3 protein-coding genes are annotated in these 4,583 nt (G+C 72.4%); all 3 read right to left on the reverse strand.

All coding sequences use genetic code 11. The features are described 5' to 3' along the window. Window positions 1-1,199: chromosome segregation SMC family protein (locus ACXJKL_RS15170; protein WP_457207869.1), on the reverse strand; the 1,199-nt coding region annotated here is incomplete at its 3' end. Between the two features lie 208 nt (window positions 1,200-1,407). Continuing rightward, a complete protein-coding gene (locus ACXJKL_RS15175) occupies window positions 1,408-2,949 on the reverse strand; it encodes a vWA domain-containing protein (RefSeq protein ID WP_457207870.1) in 1,542 nt (513 codons plus the stop codon). Window positions 2,950-3,181: 232 nt separating this feature from the next. Beyond that, the gene (locus ACXJKL_RS15180; protein ID WP_457207871.1) at window positions 3,182-4,438 is read right to left on the reverse strand and encodes an MFS transporter; all 1,257 of its coding nucleotides are present in this window, start codon (window positions 4,436-4,438) and stop codon (window positions 3,182-3,184) included. Window positions 4,439-4,583: the final 145 nt, after the last annotated feature.

Consider the following 4,583-nt stretch of genomic DNA (forward strand, 5'->3'; position numbering starts at 1 on the left):
GCGTTGACCTGCCCGTGCAGTCGCGCCAGGCCCTCGCGCCGGTCGGCGGCCGCGCGCTGGAGCCCGGCGATCCGGCGCTCCTCCTCCGCCGCCGCGTCCTCGGCGGTCCGGCGTACGGACACCGCGCCGTCCAGCGCGGCGCGCTGCTGCTCGACCTCGGCCCCGATCTCGGCCTCCTGCTGGCGCACCCGCTCGGCGTCGGCCTCGAGGCGGTCCGGGTCGCGTCCGGAGTCGACGGAGTCGTCGCCCGCACCGGCGGCGTTGCGCATCCGCTCCCCGGCCAGCGACTGGGTCCCCCGCAACCGCTCCTTGAGCCCGGAGAGGGCGAACCACGTCTCCTGGGCGGCGGACAGGGCCGGCAGGTCCTCACGCAGGGCGGCCTCGAGCGCTGCCTCGCGCTCACGGCCGCGGGCCAGCTCGGCCTCCACCTGCTCGCGACGCTCGACCAGCACGGTCTCGTCGGCCATCTCCTGCTCGAGCGCGGTGCGGGCGGTGACCAGGTCGTCGGCGATCAGCCGGGCCCGGGCGTCACGCACGTCGGCCTGCACGGTGGCGGCCTTGCGGGCGACCTCCGCCTGGCGCCCCAAGGGCTTGAGCTGGCGCCGGATCTCGCTGAGCAGGTCGTTCAGCCGGGTGAGGTTCCCGTCGGTGGAGTCGAGCTTGCGGAGCGCCTTCTCCTTGCGCTTGCGGTGCTTGAGGACGCCCGCGGCCTCCTCGATGAAGCCACGCCGGTCCTCAGGGGTCGCGTGCAGGATCGTGTCGAGCTGGCCCTGGCCGACGATGACGTGCATCTCGCGCCCGATGCCGGAGTCGCTGAGCAGCTCCTGCACGTCCAGCAGACGGCACGAGCTCCCGTTGATGGCGTACTCGGAGCCGCCGTTGCGGAACATGGTGCGGCTGATCGTCACCTCGGAGTAGTCGATCGGCAGCGCCCCGTCGGAGTTGTCGATCGTCAGCTGCACCTCGGCGCGACCCAGCGGCGGCCGACCGGAGGTGCCGGCGAAGATGACGTCCTCCATCTTGCCTCCGCGCAGCGACTTCGCGCCCTGCTCGCCCATCACCCACGCGAGCGCGTCGACGACGTTGGACTTGCCCGACCCGTTGGGACCCACGATGCRGGTGATGCCCGGCTCGAGCTGCAGCGTCGTGGAGGAGGCGAAGGACTTGAAGCCCTTGAGCGTCAGGCTCTTCAGGTACACCGTGCTGCTCCCCTGGCTCTCGTCGTCGGCGCGCGGTCGGGTGGTACGCCGATCGCGGCATCCTCTCAGACACCGGGGGAAGCGACGGCGATCTCACCCTATGCGGCGACGGGCGCTGCGTCGGGGACGTGCGGACACGGTGGCCCGTCCGCGAGGGACGAGACCACCGTGTCGGCCGACACGTCTACAGCGCCGTCTACAGGGCCGTCTACAGGGCCAGGCGCACGTGACCCTTCTTGCCCACGGTGATGTCGATCGTGTGGGCTCCGGTCTTGCCCTTGCCGTCCAGCCGGAAGCCTCCCTTGCGGACGCGGGCCTTGTCGACGACCTTCGCGCCTGCCAGGAGCCGGGCGACGCTGCCGGACTTGACCGTGGTCCGGCAGGTCACCGTCCACCCACCGCCGCGCTTGACCACCTTGCACGCCGAGATCTTCGCCGGCGGCACGGCCGCGGCACTCTCCGCGAAGCCCTGCGGCGGCACCAGCACCACCTGCAGCAGGCGGAGCCGGGCCTGGGGCTTCCACTTCAGGACGAACTTGCCCTGACGGTCCACGCTGTCCTGGCCGACCTTGACCCAGGGGGCACCGGCGCTCGGGCGAGCCTGCAGCTGCACCGTGGCCCCGGCCAACTGGGGTGCCGTCGTCAGGCCGTCGACGGGCCGGCCGACCCGGCCGGCGACCTTCTTCGGCAGGGCCTGGCGGGAGGGCTTGGGGCGGGTCACCTTGATCCCGGTGGCCTGCAGGGCCCCCGGACCGGGCGTGACGGTCCCCGCGGCCGGTCCGCCGGCGATCGCCTCCACGGTGAAGGTGCGCTGCGTACGCTGGGTGGCTCCGGAGGCCAGGGTGGCGGTGGCGGTGGCGGTGTAGGTGCCGGCCCCGAGCGTGAAGCTCGCCTTCCAGCCGCCGACGGCGTCCACGGTGGCGGCCACGGAGGTCTTGTCGATCGACACGGTGACGCCGTTGACCGCGTCGGGCTGGGAGCCGGTCAGTCCCGCGCTGAGCGACGCGGGCTGAGGCACCAGCGTGCAGCTCTCACCGGTGGCCGAGGCCATCTTGTACAGGCTCGCGAAGGGCGCGCACGTGGCTTCGGTGCCGATGCCGAAGCTCCGCAGCCGGACCCCGGACTGCCTGAGTGCCACCAGCTGGCTGTCGTCGATGGCCGCCTGGCCGTCGGAGAGGAACATGATCCACTTCGGGCCGGCGGGCGCGGTGGCCAAGGTGGAGAGTGCCACGGAGATGCCGCTGTTGAAGGCGGTCCCCGACCCGCTGCCGCCGAGGTCCCGGGGGTCGTAGAGGCCGATGCGGTCGCGCACGACGCTGGAGGACACCGTGTTGATCCGGGGACGCGGGTCCCCGCCCGTGAAGCCCGGCGGGAGGAAGGTCGCGCTCCCTGCCGGGTCGAGGTCGGCGGCGGCGGCCTGGTTGGCGAAGGCGACCAGGCCCACCTGCAGCCCGCTGGAGCCTGCGAGGCTGCCGTTGAGCGCCTGGATCCCGGCGATCTCGCAGTCCAGGATGTCCCCGACGCTGGCGTCGGCGTTGAGGTCGTCCTCGGGCCCGCCGGGCACGCCGTTGCCCGAGCAGTCCGCGCCGGGTGGCGACTCGGTCGAGCTCGTGGCGTCTACCACGTACAGGACCGTGGTCACCTCCCCCGGTGCCACGCCGACGGTGCCGGTCAGGTTGACGACGCCCGCGCGAGGCGCGACGGGCGCCTCGATCGTCACCGCCGCGGAGGCGGGACTCGCTGGGAGCACCGCCGCTCCGACCACGGCCAACGATGCGGCCACCGTTCCCAGCATTGTTGCCGCACCAGCGGCCCGACCACGAGTTCTCATCTCGCCACCTCCATGTCCGGAACCATCGGCCCGACCGGCACCGCCGCGCAGCAGCATCCCCATGGATTCATCAAACATGGGTAGATCTCGGGGCGGGCGCTGTCGGAGGACATGGCCCGGACGGGCCATCTCCTTGACCTCGCGGGCAGGCTCAGCCTGCGGCGCGCGCGGCCTGCCCGTCGGCATGCGCGATGTGAGCGAGCTGGCGCCACACCAGCGCGAGCGTCAGCCCCGAGCCGACGAAGGCGAACCACCACGGCGCCGTCACGCCCCACCGGTGCGCGATCAGCCCGCCGAGCAGCGAGCCGACGAGCATGCCGCCCATCACGCAGAGCATGTAGACCGACCCGACCCGACCCTGGAACTCGGTGGGCACCGCCCGCTGCCGCACGGCCTGCGAGAGCGTCCCCCAGATGAAGGCGTAGGCGCCGAAGAAGAACATCAGCGGGTACGCCGCCCACGGCGACGTGGTGAGGGCCATCGCCAGGTGGAAGACGACCTCGCACGCGAGCACGGTGCGCATCAGGGTGGCCAGCGGGACCCGACTCTCCACCCGCCCGTACGCCGCCGTCCCGAGCAGCCCGCCGAGCGCTGCCGCGGTGGTGAGCAGGCCGAAGCCGGCCTCGTCCATGCCCACCCGCTCCAGCGACCACAGCACCAGCACCGACCACGGGGCCGCCCAGGTGATGTTGAAGGCCACGATGACCAGGGCGAGGGTCCGCACCGGCCCGTTGCSGACCAGCCAGCGCACCCCCTCGGCGATGTCCTGCCGGACGTGGGTCTCGACGTGCTGGCGCACCGCACCCCGCGGCGTACCGATGCGGGAGACCAGGACGACCCCGAGGGCGACGCAGACGGTCTGGATCATGAACGGCAGTGCCATCCCGGCCGCGAAGATGATCGCGCCCAGCGCCGGCCCGACGAGCTGGTTGGCCGTGAGGAAGCCCACCTGGATGCGGGCGTTGGCGACGCCGAGGTCCGGCTTGTCGACCAGCATCGGGAGCAGGGTGCCGGTCGAGGAGTCCGCAAAGACCTCCGCGAGCCCGACCAGGAACATCGCGCCCATGACCATCCAGATGTTGACGTGCCCGGTGAGGATCACCCCGCACAGGCCCGCCAGCACGACGGCGCGCGCGGCGTCCATCGTCATCACCAGCAGGCGCCGGTCGAGCCGGTCGGCCATCGCCCCGGCGACGAGCCCGAAGACCAGCCACGGCAGCTGGAAGGCCATGGCCGACGCGGCCACCAGCACCGGGTTGCGGGTCTGGGAGGCGACCAGCAGCGGACCGGCCGCCATCATCAGCCCGTCGCCGAGGTTGGTGGTCCACGACGACGCGACCAGCCAGCGGAACGAGGTGCCGAGCCGCTGGGGGAAGACCGTCTCGACGACGCGGATGGCGGTGCTCACAAGAGCGTGAGCCTAGTGGCGAACCGCGTGCGCGACGAACGAGTATCCCCTCTTCCCGGCGCGACCCGTCAGGGTGATACTGACGCAGGCCGGACGACCCGGCCGACCTGAGTCAAGGGGGACTCGATGATCCGCACCACAGGGG

Source organism: Nocardioides sp. P5_C9_2 (assembly GCF_054049555.1).